Origin of the sequence: Paenibacillus sp., assembly GCF_035645195.1 — a bacterium.
GTDB lineage: Bacteria > Bacillota > Bacilli > Paenibacillales > YIM-B00363 > Paenibacillus_AE.
Map to the genome: position 1 here is coordinate 52784 of NZ_DASQNA010000013.1, position 24371 is coordinate 77154.

The 24371-nt window shown below is 60.0% G+C and carries 23 protein-coding genes; 3 read left to right on the top strand and 20 right to left on the bottom strand.

Annotated elements, in window-relative coordinates:
- Positions 1–8 precede the first annotated feature (8 nt).
- The 4 genes from topA to sucC all read right to left on the bottom strand — a co-directional run bounded on the left by topA (position 9) and on the right by sucC (position 5462).
- Positions 9–2108, bottom strand: coding sequence for a type I DNA topoisomerase (gene topA / locus VE009_RS05735; RefSeq protein WP_325006439.1), 2100 nt, complete (start codon positions 2106–2108; stop codon positions 9–11).
- Positions 2109–2128: 20 nt separating this feature from the next.
- Positions 2129–3223 (bottom strand): DNA-processing protein DprA, encoded by a 1095-nt coding sequence (gene dprA / locus VE009_RS05740; protein ID WP_325006440.1) that lies wholly within the window; start codon positions 3221–3223, stop codon positions 2129–2131.
- Between the two features lie 108 nt (positions 3224–3331).
- Positions 3332–4264, bottom strand: coding sequence for a succinate--CoA ligase subunit alpha (sucD, locus tag VE009_RS05745; RefSeq protein WP_325006441.1), 933 nt, complete (start codon positions 4262–4264; stop codon positions 3332–3334).
- Positions 4265–4301: 37 nt separating this feature from the next.
- On the bottom strand, positions 4302–5462 hold the full coding sequence (gene sucC / locus VE009_RS05750; protein WP_325006442.1) for an ADP-forming succinate--CoA ligase subunit beta: 1161 nt from the start codon (positions 5460–5462) through the stop codon (positions 4302–4304).
- Positions 5463–5752: 290 nt separating this feature from the next.
- Here sucC and VE009_RS05755 point away from each other — a divergent pair, with 290 nt between their 5' ends.
- The gene (locus tag VE009_RS05755) at positions 5753–7351 is read left to right on the top strand and encodes a YifB family Mg chelatase-like AAA ATPase (protein WP_325006443.1); all 1599 of its coding nucleotides are present in this window, start codon (positions 5753–5755) and stop codon (positions 7349–7351) included.
- Between the two features lie 19 nt (positions 7352–7370).
- On the opposite strand, the gene VE009_RS05760 is transcribed toward VE009_RS05755, so the two are convergent.
- The 13 genes from VE009_RS05760 to VE009_RS05820 form a co-directional block, all read right to left on the bottom strand.
- A complete protein-coding gene (locus VE009_RS05760) occupies positions 7371–7745 on the bottom strand; it encodes a YraN family protein (protein WP_325006444.1) in 375 nt (124 codons plus the stop codon).
- A complete protein-coding gene (locus VE009_RS05765) occupies positions 7742–8038 on the bottom strand; it encodes an EscU/YscU/HrcU family type III secretion system export apparatus switch protein (protein WP_325006445.1) in 297 nt (98 codons plus the stop codon). The genes VE009_RS05760 and VE009_RS05765 overlap by 4 nt, the downstream gene beginning before the upstream one ends.
- On the bottom strand, positions 8035–9945 hold the full coding sequence (locus VE009_RS05770) for a hypothetical protein (RefSeq protein WP_325006446.1): 1911 nt from the start codon (positions 9943–9945) through the stop codon (positions 8035–8037). Before VE009_RS05770 ends, VE009_RS05765 begins: the two co-directional genes overlap by 4 nt.
- 75 nt (positions 9946–10020) lie before the next feature.
- Complete coding sequence (locus tag VE009_RS05775) at positions 10021–10638, bottom strand: ribonuclease HII (protein WP_325006447.1); 618 nt, start codon at positions 10636–10638, stop codon at positions 10021–10023.
- Between the two features lie 99 nt (positions 10639–10737).
- Complete coding sequence (gene ylqF / locus VE009_RS05780; protein WP_325006448.1) at positions 10738–11610, bottom strand: ribosome biogenesis GTPase YlqF; 873 nt, start codon at positions 11608–11610, stop codon at positions 10738–10740.
- A gap of 50 nt (positions 11611–11660) precedes the next feature.
- Complete coding sequence (gene lepB / locus VE009_RS05785) at positions 11661–12239, bottom strand: signal peptidase I (RefSeq protein ID WP_325006449.1); 579 nt, start codon at positions 12237–12239, stop codon at positions 11661–11663.
- A gap of 100 nt (positions 12240–12339) precedes the next feature.
- A complete protein-coding gene (gene rplS / locus VE009_RS05790) occupies positions 12340–12684 on the bottom strand; it encodes a 50S ribosomal protein L19 (protein ID WP_325006450.1) in 345 nt (114 codons plus the stop codon).
- A 160-nt stretch (positions 12685–12844) separates the two neighbouring features.
- Positions 12845–13612, bottom strand: a complete 768-nt coding sequence (gene trmD / locus VE009_RS05795; protein ID WP_325006451.1) for a tRNA (guanosine(37)-N1)-methyltransferase TrmD — start codon at positions 13610–13612, stop codon at positions 12845–12847.
- Positions 13609–14130: a ribosome maturation factor RimM gene (rimM, locus tag VE009_RS05800; protein WP_325006452.1), complete on the bottom strand. Its 522-nt coding sequence runs from the start codon at positions 14128–14130 to the stop codon at positions 13609–13611. Before rimM ends, trmD begins: the two co-directional genes overlap by 4 nt.
- An 85-nt stretch (positions 14131–14215) precedes the next feature.
- Positions 14216–14446 carry a KH domain-containing protein gene (locus VE009_RS05805; RefSeq protein ID WP_325006453.1) on the bottom strand — a complete coding sequence of 77 codons (231 nt, stop codon included), beginning with the start codon at positions 14444–14446 and terminating at the stop codon, positions 14216–14218.
- Between the two features lie 23 nt (positions 14447–14469).
- Entirely contained in the window at positions 14470–14742 is a 273-nt protein-coding gene (gene rpsP / locus VE009_RS05810; RefSeq protein ID WP_325006454.1) for a 30S ribosomal protein S16, read from the bottom strand.
- A 36-nt stretch (positions 14743–14778) separates the two neighbouring features.
- The gene (gene ffh, locus VE009_RS05815; RefSeq protein WP_325006455.1) at positions 14779–16164 is read right to left on the bottom strand and encodes a signal recognition particle protein; all 1386 of its coding nucleotides are present in this window, start codon (positions 16162–16164) and stop codon (positions 14779–14781) included.
- A 17-nt stretch (positions 16165–16181) separates the two neighbouring features.
- Complete coding sequence (locus tag VE009_RS05820; protein WP_325006456.1) at positions 16182–16541, bottom strand: putative DNA-binding protein; 360 nt, start codon at positions 16539–16541, stop codon at positions 16182–16184.
- Positions 16542–16692: 151 nt separating this feature from the next.
- On the opposite strand from VE009_RS05820, the gene VE009_RS05825 reads away from it, so the two are divergent.
- Complete coding sequence (locus VE009_RS05825) at positions 16693–17331, top strand: MOSC domain-containing protein (protein WP_325006457.1); 639 nt, start codon at positions 16693–16695, stop codon at positions 17329–17331.
- Positions 17332–17855: 524 nt separating this feature from the next.
- The gene (locus tag VE009_RS05830) at positions 17856–18686 is read left to right on the top strand and encodes an IS1595 family transposase (RefSeq protein ID WP_325006458.1); all 831 of its coding nucleotides are present in this window, start codon (positions 17856–17858) and stop codon (positions 18684–18686) included.
- A gap of 313 nt (positions 18687–18999) precedes the next feature.
- Here the strand turns inward: VE009_RS05830 and ftsY are convergent, their stop codons facing one another.
- The 3 genes from ftsY to rnc all read right to left on the bottom strand — a co-directional run bounded on the left by ftsY (position 19000) and on the right by rnc (position 24365).
- Positions 19000–20016: a signal recognition particle-docking protein FtsY gene (gene ftsY, locus VE009_RS05835; protein WP_325006459.1), complete on the bottom strand. Its 1017-nt coding sequence runs from the start codon at positions 20014–20016 to the stop codon at positions 19000–19002.
- Positions 20017–20033: 17 nt separating this feature from the next.
- Positions 20034–23606: a chromosome segregation protein SMC gene (gene smc / locus VE009_RS05840; protein WP_325006460.1), complete on the bottom strand. Its 3573-nt coding sequence runs from the start codon at positions 23604–23606 to the stop codon at positions 20034–20036.
- Positions 23607–23678: 72 nt separating this feature from the next.
- Positions 23679–24365, bottom strand: coding sequence for a ribonuclease III (rnc, locus tag VE009_RS05845; RefSeq protein WP_325006461.1), 687 nt, complete (start codon positions 24363–24365; stop codon positions 23679–23681).
- Positions 24366–24371 lie beyond the last annotated feature (6 nt).

Consider the following 24371-nt stretch of genomic DNA (forward strand, 5'->3'; position numbering starts at 1 on the left):
CTCCTTTATTAAGCTTCCTCTTGCTCCTGCTCTTCATGCTTGTGCGTGCAGACGGTGCATTGAATCGTCGCGCCGCTGCGCGTCCGCTTCTTGACGAGCAGCTCGCCGCAGTCGGGACAAGGATCGGCCACCGGCTGATCCCACGACACGAAATCGCACTCCGGATACGTGTCGCAGCCGTAAAACACGCGGCCCCGCTTGCTGCGCCGCTCGACGATGCGCCCCTTCTTGCATTTCGGGCACGCCACGCCGACATCCTTGACGATCGGCTTCGCGTTGCGGCAGTCCGGAAAGCCCGAGCAGGCCAAAAACTTGCCGAACCGGCCCATTTTGTACACCATCGGCCGCCCGCATTTGTCGCACATTTCGTCCGACACTTCGTCCTGCAGCTCGACTTCCTTCATTTCTTCTTCGGCCACTTCAAGCCGTTTCTCGAACGCCCCGTAAAATTCGGAAAGCACCTTGACCCAATCCGCTTTCCCTTCTTCGACGAAATCGAGATCCTCTTCCATGTGCGCCGTGAATTCGACATCGAGAATTTCCGGAAAGAACTCCTCCATCATCGCGACGACCATATCCCCGAGCTCCGTCGGGAAAAACTTTTTCTCCTCGAGCGCGACGTAGCCTCGTTTTTGGATCGTTTCCAAAATCGGGGCGTACGTGCTCGGACGGCCGATGCCGAGCTCTTCCAGCGCCCGAACGAGGCGGGATTCCGTATACCTTGGAGGAGGCTGCGTAAAATGCTGTTTCGGCTCGATCGAACTCGTCTTCAGCTCTTGCCCTTTCGCAAGCGGCGGCAAAAACTTGTCTTCGTCCGCCGCGCTCACGCCGTCGTCGTTGCCTTCGACGTACACTTTCATAAAGCCCGGGAACTTCACCTTCGAGCCGACCGCCCGGAACGTCACGCCGCCTGCCGTCAGGTCCGCCGTGACCGTGTCGAGCACGGCCGACGTCATTTGGCTCGCGACGAAGCGCTCCCATACGAGCTTATACAGGCGGTATTGGTCGCGCGACAAGTACGGCTTCACCGCTTCGGGCTCGTATTTGACGGACGTCGGGCGAATGCCCTCGTGCGCATCCTGCGCGTTCGCGTTTTTCTTCGTGTAATTGCGAGGCGTCTCCGGCACGAACGCCGGTCCGAACGCGCTCGCGATATATTCGCGGGCTTCCTCCTGCGCGACGGGCGAAATGCGCGTCGAGTCGGTACGCATATACGTAATCAAACCGACCGTGCCCTCTTTGCCGAGATCGACGCCCTCGTACAGCTGCTGCGCGATCTGCATCGTCTTGGCGGCGCGGAAATTCAACTTGCGCGCGGCTTCCTGCTGCATCGAGCTCGTGATGAACGGCGGCGACGGGTGGCGCTGACGCTCCCGCTCCTTGATCTCTTCGACAACGAACCGGTGATCGCCGATCGCCGCGAGCACCCGCTTCACTTCATCCTCGTTCGGCAGCTCTTTCTTCTCGCCGCCTTCGCCGTAAAACTTCGCCTCGAACGTCGCGCCGTCGGTCGCAAGCTGCGCCGTGATCGACCAGTATTCTTCCGGCTCGAACGCTTTGATTTCCTTCTCGCGGTCGGAAACGAGCTTCACCGCGACCGATTGCACGCGGCCGGCGGACAGCCCTTTCTTGACCTTCTTCCACAGCAGCGGGCTGATCTTGTAGCCGACGAGCCGGTCCAAGATGCGCCGCGCCTGCTGCGCGTTCACAAGGTCCTTATTGATCGGGCGCGGATGCTTGAACGCTTCCTTCACGGCCTGCTTCGTGATCTCGTTGAACACGACGCGGCATTCCTCGGTATCGTCCAGCTCCAAATAATGCGCCAAGTGCCAGGCGATCGCTTCCCCTTCGCGGTCGGGGTCGGCCGCCAGATAAACGCGCTTGACCTTTTTGCGGGCGTCCTTCAGCTCTTTCAGCACGTCGCCCTTGCCGCGGATCGTAATATATTTCGGCTGGAAGCCCTGGTCGATTTCCACGCCGATTTGGCTTTTCGGCAAATCCCGGATATGGCCCATCGACGCTTTGACGATATACTTGCTTCCTAAATATTTGCCTATCGTCTTCGCTTTGGCCGGCGATTCAACGATGACGAGCGTATCGGCTGCCATCTCCCCTGCACCCCATTCCGTCAGTTCACTTTCACGATATACTGCGACCCGGGCAGCGCCCGAATCCGATTCTTTACGAGTAACGATAACAAAACCGTATGCAAATGTCCAAAACTATGACCCGTTCTCGCGATCATTTCGTCGATCGTCATCGCTTCGCCGCCCATGACGGCGACGAGCTCCGCCTCCTCCGGCGTCAATCCGGCGGTATCGACCGCGCGCGCCGGGGCGGCCGATGTCCCGGGCCGCTGCCCGATTTCCTCGAGCAGCTCGGCCGGCGACAGCGCCAGCTTCGCTCCGTCGCGGATCAGGCCGTAGACGCCGGCGCTTTTGGCCGACGTTATGTGCCCCGGCACGCCGAACACGTCACGCCCGTGCTTCAGGGCGTAATCGGCCGTCTGCAGCGAGCCGCTTTTGGCGGCGGCCTCGACGACGAGCGTGGCGCAGGCGATGCCCGCGATGATCCGGTTGCGCCAAGGGAACGTCAGCTTCGACGGCTTCGCGTTCCAGGCGTACTCCGTCACGACGATGCCCTTCGACGCGATGGCGCGCTGCAGCGCATGATGCTCGGGCGGGTAGACGACGTTGAGCCCGTTGCCGAGCACGGCGATCGTCGCCCCCGTCGTCCGGAGCGCCCCCGCATGCGCGTACGAGTCGACGCCGCGCGCGAGCCCGCTGACGACCGGCACGCCGGCGGCGGCCAGCTCGGCGCCGAACCACCCCGCGACCTCGCGTCCGTACGCGGTCGGATGACGCGAGCCGACGACGGCCACGGAGGCCCGCTGCAGCAGTTCGAGGTCGCCTTGCGCGTACAGCACCCAAGGCGGCCGGTACATGTACCTCAGCCACGGCGGATACGCCGTATCGAAGAACGTGATCGGGGCTACGCCGCGGCTCTCATAGAACCTAAGTTTACCCGCTATGGATTCATTCGTCAAAAGCGCGTCGATTTTGGCGGCCAATTCCGTCGGCACGCCCGCGCCCGCGATCCTCGCCGCGGCCGGTTTGTCGAGCAGCGCCGTGAAATCCGGGAACGCGTCCGCGATTTTTTCGATCGTCTCCCAATCGACGCCTTCGATTTCGTGGACGGCCAGCAGCACATCCCTCTCCTTCATCATCATCCATTCCCCTTTCGCTCGGAAAATAAAAGAACCTCCCGCCCTCGGCCTGCTGGCCGAAAACGAGAGGTTGCTTACCTGCTCATGTGTTGCTATGCTTTCAAATTACTTGCGGACGATGCACTTGTCAAGCAGACCCTTCTCTTCGAGAACGGCGACGAGCGTCGAACCCATTTCGGAAGGCGTCGGCGCGACGCGGATGCCGCAGCGCTCCATCGTCGCGACTTTCTCGGCCGCCGTGCCTTTGCCGCCGGACACGATCGCGCCCGCGTGGCCCATGCGGCGTCCTGGAGGCGCCGTCTTGCCGCCGATGAAGCCGACGACCGGCTTCGTCATGTTCGCGGCGATCCACTCCGCCGCTTCTTCCTCGGCGGTGCCGCCGATTTCGCCGATCATGATGACCGCGTACGTATCCGGGTCTTCATTGAACAGCTTCAGAATGTCGATGAACTCGGAGCCCTTGACCGGGTCGCCGCCGATGCCGACCGCCGTCGACTGGCCGATGCCGCGGGACGTGAGCTGGTGCACCGCTTCGTACGTCAGCGTGCCCGAACGGGATACGACGCCGACGTGGCCCGGCAGGTGGATGTAGCCCGGCATGATGCCGATCTTGCACTCGCCCGGCGTGATGACGCCCGGGCAGTTCGGCCCGATCAGACGAGTTTTCTTGCCTTCCATGTACTTGCTGACCTTCACCATGTCGAGCACCGGAATGCCTTCCGTGATGCAGATGACGAGGTCGAGCTCCGCGTCGACCGCTTCCATGATCGAGTCCGCGGCGAATGCCGGCGGTACGTAGATGACGGAGGCGTTCGCGTCCGTCGCTTCTTTCGCTTCCTTCACCGTGTTATATACCGGAAGCGTCACTTTCGAGCCGTCTTCGAGTTCGAAATCGACGTTCGTGCCGCCTTTGCCGGGAACCGCGCCAGCGACCATTTGCGTGCCGTAGTTGAGGCCGCCGAGCGTATGGAACATCCCCGTTTTGCCGGTCATGTTTTGCGTGATGACGCGGGTATTTTTATTCACCAAAATACTCATTGGGATTCCTCACTTCCTTTAATCTGTAATGAGGCGATTACTTAACGAGCGAAACGATCTTCTGCGCGCCGTCCGCCATCGAATCCGCGGCCACGATGTTGAGGCCCGACTCGTTCAAAATTTGCTTGCCGAGCTCGACGTTCGTGCCTTCCAGGCGCACGACGAGCGGCTTGTCCAAGCCGATTTGGCGAGCTGCCGTCACGACGCCGTTCGCGATGACGTCGCAGCGCATGATGCCGCCGAAAATGTTGACGAAAATGCCTTTCACTTTCGAGTCGGAGAGGATGATCTTGAACGCTTCCGTAACCTTCTCCGTCGTCGCGCCGCCGCCGACGTCGAGGAAGTTCGCAGGCTCGCCGCCGTAATATTTAATGATGTCCATCGTCGCCATCGCGAGGCCTGCACCGTTGACCATGCAGCCGATGTTGCCGTCGAGCGCGATGTACGACAGATCGAACTTCGAAGCTTCGATTTCCTTCTCGTCTTCTTCGTCCAAGTCGCGAAGCTCGACGATGTCCTTGTGGCGGAACAGCGCGTTCGAATCGAAGTTCAGCTTCGCGTCGAGCGCCATCACTTCGCCGTCGCCCGTGACGACGAGCGGGTTGATTTCCGCGATGGAGCAATCTTTCTCGACGAACGCTTGATACAGCGCCGTCATGAACGATACCGCTTTGTTGACGAGCGGACCCGGGATGTTGATCGCGTACGCCAGCTTGCGCGCTTGGAACGGCGCGAGGCCGACCGCCGGATCGATCACTTCTTTGAAAATTTTCTCCGGCGTATGCGCCGCTACTTCTTCGATTTCCGTGCCGCCCTCTTCGGACGCCATCATCGTGACGCGGCCCGTGCCGCGGTCGACGACCAAACCTATGTAATATTCTTTCTTAATATCGCAGCCTTGTTCGATCAAGAGACGCTTGACTTCTTTGCCTTCCGGCCCCGTTTGATGCGTTACGAGCGTCTTGCCGATCAACTCGGACGCGTAATTGCGCACGTCGTCGAGGCTTTTTGCAATTTTAACGCCGCCCGCTTTCCCGCGGCCGCCGGCGTGGATTTGCGCTTTCACGACAGTGACCGGCGTGCCGAGCTTCTTCGCCGCTTCGACGGCTTCGTCGGCCGTGAACGCCACGTATCCCTCCGGAACTTTCACGCCATACTGCTTGAGCACAGCTTTCGCTTGATACTCGTGAATGTTCATCTGTAAACCTCCTATTCGATTCTATGGACGCCTACTACTCGATTGCCAATGAGCATGGGACACCAACTTTTCCATTGTATCACGAACGTGGAACATTTTCCTCACAATCAATCAACTTTCGACATTAATTTTGCTTGTATCCCTTATAACTTTTCCAAATAGTGCACAGAACATTTTGGCTGTCTTACAGTTGTTTTCGACGGGAATCGTGCTAAAATTATGGGTAGAGCAAGCGATGAGGAAGCACCTCTCCTTCGAGACCAACCATCGAAGAGAGGTGTTTTTTAATTATGTACGGCATTTGTTACGGAGCGTGCATGCACGGAATCGACGGAAAGACGGTGCGCGTGGAGGTCGATTTGTCGAACGGGCTGCCGACGTTTTCGATCGTGGGACTGCCGGACAGCGCGGTGCGCGAGTCGACGGAGCGGGTGCGGGCGGCTTTGAAAAACGGTTCGTTCGAATTCCCGCTGCGGCGAATTACGGTCAATTTGGCGCCGGCGGACGTGCGCAAGGAAGGCGCGGCGTTCGACCTCGCGATCGCGGTAGGCATTCTTTTGACGAGCGGGCAGTGGCCCGCCTCGCTCGCCGACGGCACGTTGTTTTTAGGCGAGCTGAGCCTGCACGGCGACGTGCGTCCGGTCCCCGGCGTGCTCGCGATGGCGCTCGCCGCGCGGGACGACGGCTTTTCGCGCCTCGTCGTGCCGTGGGACAACGCGCGGGAAGCGGCGCTCGTCGACGGGCTGGAGATCGTCCCGGTGAGACGCCTCGCGGACGTTCTGTCTCCCGGGCGGGACGATGCCGAAGACGGCGCCGACGGGGCCTCTGCGGGAAAGCGCGTGCCGCAGAAGGCGGAGCCGCCCGGCGAGGAGCTCGATTTCGCCGACGTCGTCGGCCAGCTGCAGTCGAAGCGGGCGCTCGCCGTGGCGGCGGCCGGCCGCCACAACGTGCTGTTTATCGGTCCGCCGGGCTCCGGCAAGACGATGCTGATGCGGCGGCTCGGCACGATATTGCCGCCGCTCGACGACGACGAGGCGCTCGAGGTGACGAAGGTATACAGCGCGTCGGGAATGCTCGCCGACCGCGGCGCCCTCGTCCGGCGGCGTCCGTTCCGCGCCCCTCATCATACGATTTCGACGCAGGGGCTCATCGGCGGCGGCGCCTCCCCGCGGCCCGGCGAGGCGAGCCTCGCGCATCGGGGTGTCTTGTTCCTCGACGAGCTGCCGGAATTTCCGCGCGCGGTGCTCGAGGCGCTGCGGCAGCCGCTCGAGGACGGCGCCGTGACGATCGCCAGGGCCAAAGGCGCCTTCACCTTCCCGGCGCGGTTCGCGCTCGCGGCGACGATGAATCCGTGCCCATGCGGGTACGACGGCTACGAATTCGACAACCGCGGCTGCAGCTGCCCGCTGCCGCGGAGAATCGCGTACTTGTCGCGGCTGTCCGGCCCGCTCATCGATCGAATCGACATGACGATGGACGTGCCGCGCTTAACCCCCGGAGAGGCCGCCGCCTGGACTCAGACCGGCGCTGCCCTGGATACAGGGCGGCTGCGGGAGCTCGTCGAGCGGGCGCAGGCGGCGCAGCGGGAACGGTACGCCGGGACGGGCATCCGCTGCAACGCGGAGCTGTCCGGCAAGTTGCTGCGCCGGTACTGCCCGCTGAGCCCCGATGCGTCCGAGCTGCTGCTCCGGGCGTACGGCTCTCTAGGCCTCAGCGCCCGCGCCCACGACCGCGTACTTAAGGTCGCGCGCACGATCGCGGACGTGGAAGGCGCGGAGCGCATCGAGGCGGCGCACATGAACGAGGCGCTGTCCTACCGCGCGTTCGAGCTGCGGCAGCAGCGCCTCCGAGAAGGAACGAAGCTCGGAGCCGACGCCCCGAGCCGATAAGTCGATAGGATCACGCGTACTAAAACGCGTCCTCGATATAATCAAGGGAGACAACGATCCCTTCTCCGTCCAACACGACGCCCGCGCAATCGAACCGGAAGCGCGCGGCCGCCGAAGACGTCTGCTGCAGATACGCTTCGGCGACGCGCCGCACCTTGCTTCGTTTCTTCGGCGTGACCGACTCGAGCGGCGCGCCGAAGGCGCCGAGCGTCCTCGCAGATCGCGACCGCACCTCGACGAAGGCGATCGTCCCGTCCTTCGCCGCGATGACGTCGATCTCGCCGATGCGGCAGCGCCAATTGACGGCGAGGATCTCGTACCCGCGATCTTCCAAGTACGCCGCGACGGCCTTCTCCCCGGCGGCGCCCAACGGACGCCGGCGATCCCCGATCAACGCGCTTCATCCTTTCGCTCGACGCTCTCCCTCGCCGCTTGATCCGTCCGGTACACGAAGCTCAATATTTCCGCCACAAGCCGGTACAGCTCCGGCGGAATTTCTTGCTCCAAGTCGAGTTTGGCAAGCACCTCGACGAGCGACGCGTCCTCGCGCACAGGCACCCCGTGCTCGGCAGCGATCGCCACGATCCGTTCCGCCACGTGCCCCTTCCCTTTCGCCTTGACGACCGGAGCCGCGGCGGCTTCGTTCGAATACGACAGCGCCACCGCCTGTTTCGGTTGTTTCGTCATACGCGCAGATCGACTCCTTTGTACGTTTGCGGCGCATACGCGGAAAGAATCGGCTTCGCGGAGGCTCCGCCGGCCGTTTGCGTCTCCTTCGGCTTCGGGGAGTGCTTGAACGCCAGCAGCTGATAGCCGATGTCCTTCAACGCCGCCTCCATGTACGTTTTCTGCGCCGCGATCGCATCCGCCACCGCCGGATGATCGTTCCACACGTGCAGGCCGACGACGCGGTTCGACACCGTCACGTCGACCCACGTTTCCCCGATCGCCGCAAGCGACAGCTGAAACCACAAACGGCAGTTTTCCGCGTCGAGCTCCCCTTTTTTTCCGCGTCTCGTATGAATATGCACTGCCGCGTTCCCGTCGCCGTTCCCGTCGGGCCCTTTCAGCGGAATAAACATCGCGACATGCGCGAACGGCGCCGTCTTGTCCTGCGCCAGCAGCAATTGCTGCCCGGTCACCGATTGCAGCGCGTTCTGTGCCGCTTCCTTCAGCGCCGGCGGCGCGTCGTCGCTGGCCGCAATTTGCGAGAGCAGCGATTTCAGCGTTTCGGCCGGCGATTTCTCGGCGGCGGCTTGCGCCGTCTGCTGCCCCGCCTCCGCGCCGACGGGCAGCGGCAGCGGCGCTTGCGGCGCAATCTCGACTCCCGGCCGGCCCGGACGCGCCGGCGTTTCCGCCGCGCCTTCGTCGGTCGGCGCCGCCGCGTTCGCCGCGAGCTCCGCCGTGCGCTGCGTCTGCGCCGCATCGAGCTTCAGCCATTCGCGCTCGGCGTCGATGCCCAGCAGCTTTAGGAACGTCATGAGAGGCGGTCGGTCCGCGCTCTTGCCCGTTTCGGCAGGCGCTCGCCTCGTTTCCTCGGCGCTTAACTTCGCCGACTCGGCCGACGCACGCGCCTGCCCCGACGGCGAGGGCGCCTCGTCCGCGGCAGCGGCAGCTGCGCTTGGCGCCGCGCCCGGCGCCCCTTGCGGCGGAGCGCCTCCGTCCGACGACGCTCCGCCGGCAGCCCCGTGGGGCCGTCCCGCAGCACCCGGCGCACCTGCAGGCGAAGCCGCGTTGGCGGACGCTTCAGACGGCTGCGGCAGCGCTCCCGGCTGCGGGTCCATCGGCGCTTGCCCTGCCGGAGCTTGTCCCGCTGACGGCTTAGCCGCCGCCGCACCCGACGAGGGGAGCGACGAGGAGGCACCGCTTATCGCCCGGCCGGGCGCGGGCGTCTCCCCGCCGTCCCCGGCCGCTCCGAGCGCCTGCCCCAGCGCCGTCTCCGCGCGCTCGAGCGCCGCCAGCAGCCCGGCGGCCGCCTGCTTCGTCGCCGCGCTCGTCTGCGGCGCGGCGAGCGCCTCGCGCGCTCCGCTCTCGAGCGCGCGCAGCAACTCCGTGGCCGGCGGTCCCGACATCGCCGCATGCAGCGCGCGCACCGTCTCCGCCGTCGCGGGCAATCCGCGCTTTACCGCCGTCGCCGCTGCGCGCAGCAGCGCTTCCGCGTCGCCGGACGGCGCCAGCGCTTCGACCGCCGCGGCGACGGAAGCCGCCGTCGCGCGGGACAACGGCGCGCCCTCTTCGTGCAGGACGCGCACGACGGCGCGATGCAGCGGCGTGTCTTTCAACCCGAAGCTTTTCAGCACCGCTTCGAACGATTCCGCGCCGACGTCGGAAGCCGCTTGGGCGAGCGGCCTCATCGACACGACGTTCGCCGGAGAATCCGGCTGCACCTGCAACAGCGTCCACTGCCCCGGCGCGACGGGCGTCTCCAGCTTCGCGCGAACGGTCGTCCCGCCGACCTGCAGCAGCGCCTCGTTCTCCGCGAACAGTTCCAGCACGACGGCGCGCACGACTTGTCCGGGACGCAGCTCCGCCGTCTTCGTTTCCGCCGGCGACGCCTCGCCGAGCACCGCCCGCATCAATCGTCCGACATCCATCGCCGTTTCCCCTCTCAACCATCCGATTACTTACTTACTATATCGTCGGAACGGCGCCGGAACGTTACGGGTATCCTAAAACAATTCCAGTTGCGTCAGCCGCTCCGCCATGACCTTGCCCAAGAACGATTGCCGGTGCAGCGGACTCGGTCCGAATTCGATCAACCGTTCGCGATGAAACTTCGTGGCGTACCCTTTGTGCGCCGCGATGCCGTATTCGGGATACATCGCGTCCCATTCCAAACAGAGCCGATCCCGCGTCACCTTCGCCACGATCGAAGCCGCCGCGATCGACAGCGACAGCGCGTCGCCGTGAATGATCGCCGTCTGCGGAATCGGCAGGTCGACCGACTCCGCATCCACGAGCAAATGCTCCGGCGCCGTCCCCAACGCTTCCACCGCGCGCTTCATCGCGAGCCGGGACGCTTGCCGGATGTTGATGCGGTCGATCGTCTCCGCGTCGACGCGCCCGACGCCGATCGCGATCGCCTGCGATTCGATCGCCGGCAGCAGCGCCTCTCGCTGCTTTTCGCTAAGCTTCTTGGAGTCGTCGACTCCGTCCAAGCGGCAGCCGCGCGGCAGCACGACCGCGGCCGCGACCACGTCGCCGAACAAGCAGCCCCGGCCGACCTCGTCCACCCCGGCGACCGCCGCGACGCCCTGCGCCCAAAGCTCGTTTTCGTATGTAAGCATCCTTTACTCCCCCAAAAACCTACGCTGCATTAGGAAAATTGTACACGAAAAAAAGCCCCCCGTCTCCGTTGGGGCTTTTCCATCTTTGCCCATATGCCGTTATGGCGCATCCGCCGGCAGTTCCAACGAGATGCGCCCGAGCTTCCCGGTACGCAAATCGTGCAAAAACACATCCGACGCCTTCGACAAATTGATTTTGCCGCCGCTCATAATCGCGCCGCGCCGTTTGCCGATCGCTTCCAACAGCCCTACGACTTCGTGAGGATTGTCGAGATCCTCGGGCAGTTCGTCAATGCCGTATCGTTCCTGAAAAACGGAAGGATAATGCGTGCATAAGTATTTTGCCAGGAAGAACGCAACATCTTCCGAATGCAAAATTTCATCTCGAATCGCACCCGTCGCGGCCAAACGGAAGCCGACCTGAGGATCCTCGAACTTCGGCCACAAAATGCCCGGCGTATCGAGCAAATCCATCTCTTTCCCGACCTTGATCCACTGCTGCCCTTTGGTGACTCCGGGGCGATCCCCCGTCGCGGCGACATGGCGTCCGGCCAATCGATTGATCAGCGTCGATTTGCCCACGTTCGGAATGCCGACGATCAGCGTCCGAATCGGCCTCGGCTCCATGCCCTTTTTCCGCCAGGCTTCGAATTTCGGAGCCATCAATTCTTTGGCCCTCGGCAAAATGTCCCTTACGTTCGTCCCCGCGTTCGCGTCGATCGGCAGCACTTTAATATGATCCGCCGCCAGCTTCTCCACCCAGCGCTCCGTCGCCGCCGGATCCGCCAAGTCGCTCTTATTGAGCAGCACGAGCCGCGGTTTTCCGCCAAGAATTTCCCCGATCATCGGGTTGCGGCTCGAATCCGGCAACCGAGCGTCCAACAGCTCGATCGCGAGGTCGATCAGTTTCAACTTTTCTTCGATCTGTCTTCTCGCCCGGGTCATATGCCCCGGAAACCATTGAATCGTCATTGCGCTGCCCTGCCTTATCGAAGTAGCGGCGGCCGAAGACCGCCGTACGGTTAGTCATGCCCGATGATTCGAATGCTCCCCAACGGCCAAATGACGACATCCGCCCTGCCGACGATTTGCTCGTACGGGATAAAGCCGATATCCCGGCTGTCGTGCGAGTTGGGGCGGTTGTCCCCCATGACGAATACATGCCCTTCCGGCACCGTTTGCGGAGGATAATCCTTGTTGTTGTAGGTTCCCCCCGATGCCGCGGCCGTATCCACCGGTTCTTGAATATACGGCTCCGACAGCTGCTCCCCGTTGATCAACACCGTGTCGCCGCGAACCTCCACCGTCTCCCCGGGAAGGGCGATGACTCTCTTGATGTAATCCGCGCCGAACCCCGAATGAAACACGACGACTTCGCCGCGTTCGGGCTGCCGGATATCGTACATTATTTTGTTTACGATAATCCGTTCCGCGGTATGAAAACTCGGCTGCATCGAAGGGCCGTCGACAATGTACGGCGAGAACAAAAACATGCGGATGACGACGACGAGCACGCCTGCGACGACGAGCGCCTTCGCCCAATCCACCGCTTCTTTGCGCCAATTCGCAGCGTCCGGACGTCCGTTCGAGGACTCCTCCATAGTTCCGTATCCTCCCAGCAAGCCACGTGATCGTAACTTTTTTATGTAGTATAAAGAAAAAAGGACTTGGTGATGTATCACGCCAAGCCCCCTGTACTGATTATCGAATCTCTTTAATTCTAGCCGCTTTACCGCGCAGGTTGCGCAGGTAGTAAAGCTTCGCACGGCGTACTTTGCCTCGACGAAGAACTTCGATCTTGTCGACGCGCGGGCTGTGCAGCGGGAACGTACGCTCGACGCCTACGCCGTAAGAAATTTTACGAACCGTATACGTCTCGCTGATGCCGCCGCCGCGACGCTTGATCACGACGCCTTCGAAGATCTGGATCCGCTCGCGCGAACCCTCTTTTACCTTAACGTGCACGCGAAGCGTGTCGCCGGGACGAAAGCTCGGAAGATCGCTGCGCAGTTGCTCGCGAGTGATTTCTTGAATCAAGTTGCTCATGGTATTACCTCCTTCCGCCATAGGCGTTCGTATCGCTCCCGGAATGTACAAGCATTCCGCTCCTTGCCAATAGAGGACCGCCCGATATCCAATTCAAGGCGACAGCCTTGAAACACACAACTAAGATCATATCACATCGCCCAGAAGATGACAAGGGAAACTATTGGCGCTCCGAGCGTTCCGCTTCCCAACGCCGGATCAGCGCCCGTTCCTTGTCGGAAAGCTCGGCCGCGTCCAGCAGGTCGGGCCTCCGGGACCAGGTGCGATAAAGCGATTGCTCCCTGCGCCACTGCTCGACGTTGGCGTGATGGCCCGAGAGCAGTACGTCCGGCACCTTCCAGCCCCTGTACTCCGCAGGCCGCGTGTAATGGGGGTATTCGAGCAATCCGGTGCTGAAGCTGTCCGTCACGGAAGATTGCTCGTTGCCGAGCGCTCCGGGCAGCAGGCGGACGACGCTGTCGACGACGACGCAAGCGGCGAGCTCGCCGCCCGTCAGCACGAAATCGCCGATCGAAATTTCGTCCGTCACCAAATGCTCCCGAATCCGCTCGTCATACCCTTCATAATGGCCGCACACCAGAATCAGATGTTCTTCCTTCGCGAATTGTTCGGCCTTCTTCTGGGTATATCTTTCCCCCTGCGGACACATGAGCACGACTCTCGGCGGGCGCCCTGCCTGCGCCCCTTCCTTTCCCGATTCGGATACGACGTGCTCCACCGCATTGAAAATCGGCTCCGGCTTCAGCACCATCCCGCCGCCGCCCCCATACGGATAATCGTCGACCGTTTGATGCTTATTTTCGGAAAACTCTCGAAAATTGACCGCGCGAAGCGAAACGATACCCTTCTCCTGCGCTTTCCCGAGAATGCTCGCATGGAAGACCCCGTGGAACATTTCGGGAAACAACGTAAGCACGTCGATTCTCATTCGAGCAGCCCTTCCATCAACCGGATCGTAACGACCTTCTCCTGTATGTTCACGTCGATTACCACATCGGCGATGTAAGGTAAATACGCCATCTTGCCGTTCTTCTGCTTTACGACCCATACGTCGTTCGCGCCAGGCCGAAGAATGTCCGTGATGACGCCGACGGACTCTCCTTCTTCGGTTTTCACTTCGCAGCCGATGATATCGTGAAAATAATATTCGTCGCGCTGCAGCCTCGCGCGTTGGTCCGACGGCACCTTAAGGCTCCAGCCTTTGTAAGGCTCGACCAAATTGATGTTGTCGAACTCTTTAAGCTTCACGATATAGACCGTTTTTTGGGGCCGGGCGTTAACGATCGTTACGGTTATCGATTTCGATTCGTCCGGCGCGACGAGCAGCAGCTCGTTACCGTTACGAAAACGCTCTTCCGGGAAATCCGTCTCCGGCCATACCTTCACTTCGCCTCGGATGCCGTGCGTGTTCACGACTTTGCCGACGGTTAACAGTTTCGGTTTCATCTCGTCCTCGCTTTCTCCAAGACTCACTTGGATAGGCAAGAGGGCTAGGACCGTACGGTCCTAACCCTCTCATTGCGGTTTGCGGTTATGATGCGATTTCTACGGCGATTCGTTTTCCGCTTTTGGCGGACGCGGACGTCACGACAAGGCGCACCGCCTTAATAATTCGGCCGCCTTTGCCGATGACCTTCCCGACGTCATCCGGATGAACCGATAGTTCATACAGGATCGAATCGTCGTCTTCCTTGACATCCACATGCACGTCGTCCGGATGGTCGACCAACCCTCTGACGAGTGTTCGTACCAATGCTTCCATCTCGCACCTCCGTGCCGCCGCGATTACTTCTGCAGCTTGGACTCGTGGAACTTCGTCATGATGCCCGCTTTGCTGAACAAGTTGCGAACCGTGTCGGACGCTTGCGCGCCGTTTTGGAGCCACTTGAGTGCTTTCTCTTCGTCAAGAGATACGGCCTCGGAGGAAGCAAGCGGGTTGTAAGTGCCGATTTCCTCGATGAACCGTCCGTCGCGCGGGGAGCGCGAGTCGGATACCACCACGCGATAGAAAGGAGCTTTGTGAGCGCCCATACGCTTTAAACGGATACGTACTGCCATGAAACTGTCACCTCCTTCAAAGGATGAACTTTGTATTTAAAACGGGAACCGGCCGCCGCCGAATCCTTTGCCTTTCATCATGCTCTTCATGTTTTTCAGCTGCTTCGCGCCTTTGCCGCCCATCATGCCCGAGAACTGCTTCATCATCTTCTTCATATCCTCGAACTGCTTCAGCAGTCGATTAACGTCGGCCACGGTCGTGCCGCTGCCGGCCGCGATCCGCTTGCGGCGCTTCGCGTCGATGGCGACGAGGCCTTGCTTTTCCGCCTTCGTCATGGACAGGACGATCGCTTCCGTCCGAGCCATCTGCTTCGGATCGATCTTCGCGTTCTGCAGCTGCTTCATATTGCCGACGCCGGGAAGCATTTCGAGCAGGTTTTCGATCGGCCCGAGCTTTTTCACCTGCTGCATTTGCTCGAGGAAATCTTCGAACGTAAACTCCGCTTTGCGGAATTTCCGTTCCATTTCCTTCGCCTTGTCCTCGTCGATGTTGGCCTGCGCCTTCTCGATCAAGGACAGCATGTCGCCCATGCCCAAAATGCGCGATGCCATCCGCTCCGGATGGAACGGCTCGAGCGCGTCGAGCTTTTCCCCCATAGCCGCGAACTTGATCGGCTTGCCGGTGACCGCCTTGACCGACAGCGCCGCGCCGCCGCGCGTATCGCCGTCGAGCTTCGTCAGCACGACGCCCGTCAGTTCGAGCTGCGAGTTGAAATGCTCGGCCACGTTTACCGCGTCCTGACCCGTCATCGCGTCGACGACGAGCAAAATTTCGTCCGGTTTCGTCTCTTCGCGGATGTCATGAAGCTCTTTCATCAATGCTTCGTCGATGTGAAGCCGCCCCGCGGTATCGATAATGACGTAATCGTTATGATGCTCTTTCGCATGCGCCATAGCCGCCTTCGCGATGTCGACCGGATTCGCCTGGTCTCCCAAGGAGAAGACAGGCACCTTCACCTGCTCGCCGAGCACCTGCAGCTGCTTGATCGCGGCCGGACGGTAAATGTCCGCGGCCACGAGCAGCGGCCGGTGATTTTGCTGCAACAGCAGCTTCGCCAGCTTGCCCGTCGTCGTCGTTTTACCGGCACCCTGCAGGCCGACCATCATAATGACCGTAGGCGGGCGATTCGACTTCGCCAATTTCGCGTTCGTCCCGCCCATCAGATCCGTCAACTCTTTGTTCACGATGTTGACGACCGTCATCGCAGGGTTGAAACCTTTTTCGAGCACCTGACCGACAGCCTGCTCTCTCACTCTGCCGATGAAATCCTTCACGACCTTGAAGTTGACGTCCGCTTCCAGCAAGGCAAGCCGCACCTCGCGCAGCGCTTCGTTCACGTCGTCTTCGGTTAATTTCCCTTTACCTCTTAGCTTGCTGAATACGCTTTGCAATCGGCTGGACAATCCTTCGAACGGCGCCATCGGCTTCGCCTCCTTTCTTACCCTCCGGACACGATGTCCTGCAATACCCCGCGGATACGATCCGATTCGGACGAATCGACCAAGCGTTCAAGCTCCTTCGCTAGCCGTTCCGCGGCTTGTTGCCGGCGTTCGTGCTTCGCGAGCAGCTGAAGCTTGTCCTCGTATTCCTCCAACATCGTCTCCGCGCGCTTTATATGTTCGTATATCGCTTGCCGCGAAACCGCGAACTGCTCCGCGATTTCGCCCAACGAATAATCCTCGTGAAAATAATACGATAAAAACGTACGCTGTTTCTCCGTAAGCAACGGTTCGTAGAAATCGAACAGCATATTGATTCGGTTCGTCTTTGCCAGCGCATCGCGATCCTTATCCGTCATCCGCTCGCCTCCGCTCCGAATCGAGTGTCAAGGCTGCAGTCTTTACAGCAACATAGGTTAGTGTACTCGATAGCCTTCCTCGTGTCAAGGTTAAATCCTTGATAGCGATCCAGCACATATGATACTGTGTTGGCATGGGAGGAGAGATACTATGCGACTGGAACTCGTTTCCATAAACGTCGGGAAACCGACCGTCATCCGATACGGCGGGAGAGAAATCGTATCCGCCATCATAAAACATCCCGTCAACAGCCGCGTCGCGCTCGCATCCGAGCCTTTGCAGGGAGACGAGCAAGCGGATCGAGTGCACCACGGCGGGGCGGACAAAGCGATCTGCGCTTATTTCATCGATCATTATCCGCATTGGGAGAAAACGTTCGGCAAACCGCTGCACCCCGGCGCTTTCGGCGAAAACTTCACTTTAAGAGGCGCTAACGAAAACGACATCCGCATCGGAGACGTTTTCCGGCTTGGAGAGGCGAAACTGCAAGTAACCCAACCGCGCGTTCCCTGCTATAAATTAGCCGCTCGCCACGAACGATCTTCCCTCGAAGCCGAAGTTTTGGATACGGGGTATACGGGATTTTATTTCGCAATAATCGCCCCGGGAAGCGCGGCGGCCGGCGATCGGCTTGTGCTCGAAACCCCGCACCCTGCCGGCGTCACGGTCACCGAAGCGAATCGTATCATGCATAAAGACAAGACCGACGCGGCAGGGCTGAAAAGATTGCTCGGCGTAGAGGCGCTGGCCGAAAGCTGGCGGCAACAATTGTCCAAACGACTGCTGTAACGCGGAAGTATCGAACGGAGAGCGTCAAGCTGCTAACTTTCGCTCTCCTTTTTTGCCCCTAGGATAACCGCACCGCCTTCTGATCGCACCGTTCCCGCTTCGTTTATTTATTCCGGTACTATACAGGTCTCGTACTGTCCGGGAAGCCGTCCTGTTCGCCCCCCAGCACTCGCCGATCCGCTCGCCCCCGGCACACTCCCATTCAAAATTCTCTACTCGCTATCCCCTTCGCTCAGGTTATCCCTTGCTATGGGTCCTCGCAACTTACTCTTACCTCTATACACGCTATCCCCGCTGCTCAGGATACGGATTACCGGAATTTTCATTCTGATTCGTAATCATTATTCCCAATATTCGACATGCTCCCGCAATCCGACGTCACCTTTCACCATCCTCGTTTCGCTATCCCTTTAACTCAGAACTATTCGCCATGAAAACAATGAATATCGGAAAAGTTTATTGATCCAGAACATGTGTTCTGATATCATATGGGTAGGAACACTGGTTCGGTTGGAGTGGTTTTTATGGAGGATATTATTTCGTTCTTCTTCCGTCGGAAATGGCCCAACGGTTTTCGCTGCCCGCGGTGTTTCCACACCCAGGCTTATTCGGTGAACACCCGCCGGCTCCCTCTATTCGAATGCAAAGCCTGCAGCCACCAAACGTCGCTGACTGCCGGTACCATATTGGAAGGAACCCGTACTCCGCTTCACAAATGGGCCGAAGCAATGCGTCTCGTCTCCTGCGATCGGAGCATCAATGCCGTTCAACTTGCCTCTCAAATTCAGGTAACTTATAAAACGGCTTGGGCCATGCTGATGAAAATTCGCAAGGCACTTTCCGCCGAGGAATCGCAAACTCCACTCCAAGGACGCGTATCCTGCAGCGTCGCCTTCTACGGTCGAAGAAATTGCCACTACATCCGCCATCCTCAGGAGCATGCCGTTCTAGTCGCAATGGGAACAACCGATACAGATAGCCGATCCATGATTAAATTTCAATACATCACGCCTAATGACATGATTGGGAAACGACTGCGGCCCTACGCAATGTTTCAATTCGCACAGCAGCATACGAAAAGCTGTACGGAGTTTCGCATGTTAAACCGCATACAATATTATCGAAGCTTCGTTCTGCCTGTCGTTTTCGAGAAAGTCAAAACATGGATTAACAAAACGTTCCGCGGTATCGGGCCGAAATACCTCCAATACTATTTGGACGAGCACTGCTTCCGTCAAAATAAAGCTTCCCATGGCGCAAACATATTCGACTCTCTAGCCATGGTGTGTTTACGTACGCCCAAATCGCCGCTGCTTCCTACATTACAGAATGCAGGGCTATTTCTAGCGTCGTAAGCTGTAAGATCGGTAGAACCTCTGTTTCAGAAAATGGCTGTGAGACAACCACACTCTTTTCAACCTGAGCGACGGGGATAGCGGTGACATGATGCGGTTTCGAACCGTACGGAAGCGGCAGCCGAATGTTCGTTATCCGAATTCTCCGGCAGTCCTCCCCGCATAGGCAACAGCTTGCTGAGCGCTTATACGTACCGTACCTTCCTGTCCTGAGCAGAGGGGATAGCGTGAAGAGAGAGGCGGAAAAGAGAAAACAAGCCCGCCGCCGAACACTCGGCAACAGGCTTGCGCGCAAACGATTTGAGAGAAGCAGTTACGTACGAGGGGACTCCGACGATTCCGATTCAGCGTCGGGTCCGCCGATGCCTTGAAACAGGGCATGGACGAATTGCTGCGCGTCGAACGGCAGCAGGTCGTCGATTTTTTCGCCGAGGCCGACGAGCTTCACCGGGAGTTCCATCGCCTGGCGGATCGCGATAACGATGCCGCCTTTCGCCGTGCCGTCGAGCTTCGTCAGCACGAGTCCCGTGACGCCGGTTTTTTCGCCGAACAGCTTTGCCTGTTGAAGGGCGTTTTGCCCCGTCGTGGCATCCAGCACGAGCAGCACTTCATGCGGCGCCTCTGGTACTTCTCTGCGGATGACGCGGAAAATCTTGTTCAGCTCTTCCATCAGATTCACTTTATTTTGCAAACGTCCCGCGGTATCGCAAATGAGGACGTCGACGTTACGCTGCTTCGCCGCATGCACCGCGTCGAAAATGACGGCGGCCGGGTCGGAGCCCTGCCCTTGCCGAATGACGTCGACGCCGGCCCGCTCGCCCCACACCTCGAGCTGCTCGATCGCCGCGGCGCGGAACGTATCGCCCGCCGCGAGCAGCACCGATTTGCCCTCTTTCTTCAAACGGTGGGCCAGCTTGCCGATCGTCGTCGTTTTGCCGACGCCGTTGACCCCGACGATCAGATAAATCGTCAATCCTTCCGCCGCGGTCTTCAGCTGCTCCGGAGCTTCTTCGTCGCCGCCCAGCAGCTCGACGAGCTTCTCGGACAAAACCGGGCGCAGTTCCGCGGGGTCCTCGATTTTCCGTTTGCGCACCTCGGTCCGAAGCTCATCGATCAAATTCATGACGGTGTTGACGCCTACATCAGCGCCGATGAGAATTTCTTCGAGTTCCTCATAGAACGCTTCGTCGATCTTTTTGCGGCGGGAGAACAGATCTTCCACCTTGCCGACGAACGCGTTGCGCGTTTTGGACAAGCCTTCTTTGAATTTATTCGTTACTTCTTCCGCTTTGGAAGCGATATTTTCTCGAAGCCGTTTGAAAAAACTCACTTTATCTCTCCCGCTCCTTACGCCGTCATCGGCTCTTCATCTTGATCGAGTCGTACCGACACCAGCTTCGACACGCCGCCTTCCTCCATCGTCACGCCGTACAGCACGTCCGCTTCTTCCATGGTGCCTTTGCGATGAGTGACGACGATGAACTGCGTTTGCATCGAAAATTCCCTCAAATATTGCGCGAATCGCGCGACGTTCGCTTCGTCGAGCGCCGCTTCGACTTCGTCGAGCACGCAGAACGGCACCGGCTTTATTCGTAAAATCGCGAACAGCAGCGCGATGGCCGTCAGCGCCCGCTCGCCGCCGGAGAGAAGCTGAAGGTTTTGAAGCTTCTTCCCAGGGGGTTGCGCGACGATGTCGATGCCGGTCTCGAGCAAATTGTTCGGTTCCGACAAGACGAGATCTGCGCGTCCCCCGCCGAAAAGGCGAGCGAACACGTCCGAAAATTGCTCGCGGATCGCTTGGAACGATTGCAGGAACCTCTTCGACATTTCTTCGTCGATTTCGCGGATAACGCCGTACAGTGCCGTCTTCGCCTCGATCAAATCGTTCTTTTGCCCCGTGAGGAATTCGTACCGTTCGGATACGCGGGCATACTCTTCGATCGCGCCGAGATTGACTTCGCCGAGCGCCGAAATCGCCCGCTTCAAATCGCGCACCTCGTCTTGGGCGGCCGGAACGTCCTCCGGAATTTCGTAGCGTTCTTTCGCGAGCTCGTAGCTCAATTCGTAATCTTCGGCCAGCTTCCGAAGCAGGTTGTCGAGCTCGACGTCCAACCGGTTGACCTTGATATCGGTTTGACGCGTCTGCTCCTCTAATGCACGGAGCCGGTTGCGCTCCTCGCGCGTAACGTTCTCTTCGCGCTCCAACGCCGCCGTTTTCTCCGCGCGTTCCGCACGCGCGTACTCGAGACGCTCCGCGCAGCGCTCTTTGCGAATGCGAAACTCGTTCGCCTGCTCGGTGCGCGTGCTCGCTTCCCGCTCGAGTCCCGCCAATTCCTCGACGAGCCGGGCTTCCGCCGCCTGCGCCGCGGCCCTCTCCTCTTCCAAAGCGTCGGAATCCGCCCGAATGCGCGACAGCTGTGCGGCGATCGCCTGCTTGTCCTGCGCGACGGCCGCCGCTTGGACCTTCCATTCCGTCAGCTGCTGCTGCGTTTCTTCCTTCGCGGATTGGACCGCCTTCCGGTGAAGCTCCGCTTCGCGAATCATGTTCGTCAGCTCCGCCTCCTCGGCGGCAAGACGTTCGATCCGGGCGGCGAGCTCGACGCGGCGGTCGGCCTCGTTCTGCGCTTCCTCTGATAACGTCTCCGCATCGGATACAAGCAGCTCGACATGCGCTTTCGCGTTCCGCAGCTCCGATTCGATTCGGTTCAGCTCGGATCTCGCTTCCGTCTCCTCGCCCCGCCGCTTCTCGCCTGCATCCCGGCACAGCTCCAGCTGCTTCTGTGTGGACGCGAGTTCTGCGCGGACGGCGTCGACCGATTCGCGAAGCCTTGCGATCTGCTTCTCGGAGGTTTCGATTTCCTTCGTAAGTTCTTCGATTTGGCGGGTTCGGCCGAGCAGCGATACGTTCTTCTTCTGTAAGCTTCCGCCCGTCATCGAACCTCCCGCATTGACGACATCGCCTTCCAGCGTCACGACCCGGTAACGGTATTGCAGCCGGGAGGCGATCCGGTTCGCCTGCTCGAGACTTTCCGCGATGACGACATTGCCGAGCAAGCTGCGCACGATGCCCGAATACGTCGGATCGAAGCCGACCAAATCGGAAGCGACGCCGACGAAGCCGTCGGCGGTCGCCGCGGATCGGCGCTCCATGTCCGGTATCGAACGCGGCTTGATGACGTCGAGCGGCAGGAACGTCGCCCTGCCGAGCTGCCGCGATTTGAGGTATTGGATCGCTTCGCGGGCACGCGCTTCGTTATCGACGACGATGTGCTGCAGCGCGGCGCCGAGCGCCGTTTCGACAGCCAGCTCGTACTCGCCGGGAACACGGATGATTTCCGCGACGGCGCCGCGGATGCCGGGCAGCGAGCCTTTCTGCTTCGCTTTCAGCACTTCTCTGACGCCGAGCGCGAAGCCGTCGTAATCGTCCTGGAGATCCTGAATCGTCTGTTTCCGGGAAACGAGGCCGTCGACCTTTTGTTCCCATTTCCGCACGGTCGATTGCGCTTCCTCCAGCAGCCCCTGCTTCTCGTGAATGAGCTGGCTGAGCTCCATGTAACGGTTCCGTTCGGCTTCGATCTGCGCCTTCAACTGCTCTAGGCGGGATTGCCAGTCGGCGCGGGCCGACTCGAGCTCTTGGACGCGGGCTTCCGCCTTGGTTCGCTCCTCGGTAAGTCGCGCCGCGCGGCGATCGTGCTGCTCGGCTTGCGCCTCGACGTATTTAAGCTCGTTGCGGGCGGACGCCAGCTCGTTCAGCTTGTCCAGCAACTCCGCCTTCAGGCGTTCCTCCGTCTCGCCGAGGAGGCCGCCCGCTTCCGCGAGCAGCCGATCCTCTTCGACCCGAATGCGGCGGTTCAATTCGTTCAATTGCTGCGTCAGCGCCGCAAGACGGCTCTCGAGCTCCGCCGATTCGACGCCCCTCTCCTCCAGCTTACGGGAGATCGTGCGAATCGTTTCGCGCTGCGCCTCGGCGTTTTCCTCGGCGTGCTTGCGGCGCTCCTTCAGCACCTCCCCGGCGCTGATCGACTTCTCGAGCTCCTCGCTCGTATGGAGCAGCTCCGCTTGTAGCGCTTCCAGCGATTCCTCCAGCTTCCGCAAGGCGAGGCGCTGCTCTTCGAGTTCCGCGTCGTGCGCGGAAACGACGGAAGCCACCTTTAATTCTTCGTCGCGAAGACGATTCAACGTTTCCGACGCCTCCGCCCACGAGCGGTGCAATTCCCCAATGTTATAAACATACAGGGAAACTTCTTTCGATTTCAGCAATTCCTTTAACCGCTTGAACTCGGTCGCTTTCTGGGATTGCTTTTTCAAAGGCTCCAGCTGGTCCTCCAGCTCCGAGGCCAAATCGTTAATGCGAACCAAATTCGCCTCGGTTTCCTCGAGGCGCTTCGTCGCTTCTTTTTTTCTGGATTTGTATTTCACGATGCCTGACGCTTCTTCGAATATGCCGCGTCGATCCTCGGACCTCGTGCTGAGAATTTCTTCGATTCGGCCTTGGCCGATAATCGAATATGCTTCCTTCCCGATGCCCGTGTCCATGAACAGCTCGGTAATATCCTTCAAACGGCAGGCTTGGTTGTTGATGAAGTATTCGCTGTCGCCGTTGCGGTGCAGCCTGCGGGTGACCGTCACTTCGCTAAAATCGAGCGGCAGCGAATTGTCGGTATTGTCGAGCGTAAGCGACACTTCGCTGAAGTTAACCGCTTTGCGCGAATCGCTGCCGGCGAAAATGATGTCCTGCATATTGCCGCCGCGCAAGCTCTTCGCGCTTTGCTCCCCAAGCACCCACCGAATGGAGTCCGATATATTGCTTTTGCCGCTGCCGTTCGGCCCGACGACCGCCGTAATGCCGGAAACGAATTCCAGCTCCGTCCGGTCGGCGAACGACTTGAAACCGGCGAGTTCGAGTCTTTTAAGGAACAAGTGAATTCACCCCAGCCTATTGTAGCACATTCCGTTCGTTCCCGCGCCGGGCAATCGTCGTCGCGCGCTTCGCTACTTGCCGTCCGACAGCTTCCGCAGCGCTTCGGCGGAGGCTTCCTGCTCGGCTTCCTTCTTCGTTCGGCCGACGCCTCTGCCGTACGGCTCGCCTTGGATCCGGACCTCGACCACAAATTCGCGGTCCTTCGCTTTCCCCCGTTCCTCGACGACGGCGAGCTCGATCGCGCCGAGCGATTGCTGGTGCGCTTTCTCGTACAGGCGCGATTTGGCGTCGATGACGCCGCGCGCGATGTACGCCTCGATTTCCGGGAACATCGTGCGGGACAAAAATTCGATGACCTGATCCCACCCCGCGTCCAAGTAAATCGCGCCGACGAACGCTTCGAACACGTCCGCGAGCAAGGACGGCCGCTCCCTGCCGCCGGACAAATCTTCGCCCCTGCCCAAAAGCAAATAGTCTCCGAGCGAAAGCGACTTGGCCAGTTTGCTGAGCGCCTGCTCCCGGACGATCGCCGCGCGGACGAAGGTCAGCTTGCCCTCCGGCCAGTCCGGGTACACGCGGAACAAATGTTGTGACGTCGCGAGCTGCAGAACCGCGTCGCCGAGAAACTCGAGCCGTTCGTTATGCACCGCGTCCTTATGTTCGTTCACGTATGAAGAATGGGTAAACGCTTCGCGTAGAAGCGAAGCGTCTCGGAAATGGATATTCAACTGCTGCTGAAGGCGTTCGAAATCGTTCATGCTACC